This window comes from Geminicoccus flavidas (assembly GCF_009806515.1).
GTDB lineage: Bacteria > Pseudomonadota > Alphaproteobacteria > Geminicoccales > Geminicoccaceae > Geminicoccus > Geminicoccus flavidus.
Genome location: NZ_WUJP01000741.1, coordinates 1 through 1,830, shown reverse-complemented (window position 1 = coordinate 1,830; position 1,830 = coordinate 1). Strand labels below are relative to the sequence as shown.

3 protein-coding genes are annotated in these 1,830 nt (G+C 69.9%); 1 reads left to right on the top strand and 2 read right to left on the bottom strand.

Going from position 1 to position 1,830, the window contains the following annotated elements; all coding sequences use genetic code 11:
• Positions 1–416: HAD family hydrolase (locus EQG76_RS21295; protein WP_159716338.1), on the bottom strand; the 416-nt coding region annotated here is incomplete at its 3' end.
• A 150-nt stretch (positions 417–566) separates the two neighbouring features.
• Here EQG76_RS21295 and EQG76_RS21290 point away from each other — a divergent pair.
• The gene (locus tag EQG76_RS21290) at positions 567–998 is read left to right on the top strand and encodes a cupin domain-containing protein (RefSeq protein ID WP_159716337.1); all 432 of its coding nucleotides are present in this window, start codon (positions 567–569) and stop codon (positions 996–998) included.
• Positions 999–1,019: 21 nt separating this feature from the next.
• Here EQG76_RS21290 and EQG76_RS21285 read toward each other — a convergent pair.
• Positions 1,020–1,830 (bottom strand): PP2C family protein-serine/threonine phosphatase (locus EQG76_RS21285; protein WP_159716336.1); only part of this gene is annotated, 811 nt, incomplete at its 5' end.

The following is a 1,830-nucleotide window of genomic DNA, read 5'->3' as shown; positions in this document are numbered from 1 at the left end:
GCATCCGCGAGATCGACCGCGCTGACGATCCCCTCGAACCGGTCGCGGATCCCGGCGCCGGCCAGAACCTGCTCGGCATTGGCAAGGGGCGCATTCGTCACCACCGCCCGGCGCCAGCCGGTCCGCTCGGCCAAATCCAGGAACTCCACCACCCCCGGCAACGGCGTCAGCTCCGCCAGCAGCGCCCGGTAGCACTCCTCCTTCTGGTCCATGACCCGCATCCGCTCCTCCAGGCCGAGATGGCCCAGGAAGTCCGCGGCGATCGCCGTGGTGGCCTGGCCGAGCATCCGGCTGGCGTAGTTGTGCTCGTCGAAGGTAATGCCGAGCCCGCCGAACGTGATCTCGAAGGCGCTGTAGTGCTGCTGCTCGGTGTCGACCAGGGTGCCGTCCAGGTCGAACAGAAGCGTGCGGGTCATCGATCCTCTTTCTTCAAAGCCGAGGCTCCTTCTAGCCAGCCCGTGCGGTCCGAGGCAGCCCGGGCGGCACAACGCACCATTGCAAGGGGCAACCGCACCACCGACAGTCGGCCCGCCACCAACAAGTCCAATTGTCAGGGAGAAACATCGATGCAGCCGTTCCGCCGGCTCGCGCCGTTCCTGCTGGCCGGCCTGCTCGCCGGCTGTGCCGGCCAGGCAGCACCACCGGCCAAGCCCGTCACGGTCACCGAGCTCGCCAGCGCCACCACCACCGCGTCCGGCCAGCCGATCCGCCTGCCGGACGGCGACATCCGGGTGGTGCTCTCCGACTATCGGATCGCACCCGCCGCGAAGCTGCCGGTGCACAAGCACCCCTACCCCCGCTATGCCGTGGTCCAGTCCGGCACGCTCGCCGTGACCAACGAGGTCACGGGCGAGACGATCACCTACCGGCCAGGCGACCTGGTCGTGGAAGCGGTCGACCAGTGGCACTCCGCCGTCAACGCCGGCACGGACGAGGTCCACCTCCTGGTCCTGGACGAGGTGCCCGGCTCCGGCAGCAACACGATCCTGCAGGAGTAGGCCTGCAGGAGTAGGCGCGCTTCAGGCCGCCAATGCCCGGATCCGCTTCAGCGCACGCAGCTGCAGCGCCAGCATGGTGATGTCGTCGGCCTGGGCCGCTCCGGCGGTGAACTCGTCCAGGCCGGCCTGGACGTCCTCCACCGCCCGGCGCGGGTCGCCGCCGTCCAGTTCGCCAAGCGCCCGGGCCAGCCCGTCCGTGTCGAAGAACCGCTCCTGCCGGTCGGCCGCCTCGGTCACCCCGTCGGTGAACAGGAACAGCAGGTCGCGCTCGCGCAGCTGCAGCGTCGCCTCCTCGAAGCCCGCCAGGTCCGACACCCCCAGGGCCGGGCCCAGGAACCGGTCGATCACGCTGAGCTCGCCGTCATGGCGGCGCAGAAAGGGCGGGTTGTGCCCGGCATTGGCGAGCCGCAGCTGGCCGGTGCGCGTGTCGAGGATCGCCACGAGTGCCGTGGCGAACATCATCTGCGGATTGTCCCGGGCCAGCACGTCATTGGCAAAGCGCATCGCCTCTGCCGGTCCCATGCCCTGCAGGCAGGCGGCCTTGATCAGGCTGCGGGCGATCGCGATGAACATGGCGGCGGCCACGCCCTTGCCCGACGCGTCGCCGATCGCGACGGCCACCTGGTCGTCGTCGAGCAGGAAGAAGTCGTAGAAGTCGCCGCCCACCTCCTCGGCCGGCCGCATCGCCGCGAACACGTCGAACTCGGTGCGGTCGGGAAAGGCCGGGAAGCGCGTGGGCAGGCTCGAGAGCTGCAAGGTCCGCGCGATCGACAGCTCCTGGCGGAGATGGACCAGTTCCTCGCGCTCGCGCACGGCCTCCTTCAGCCGCTCC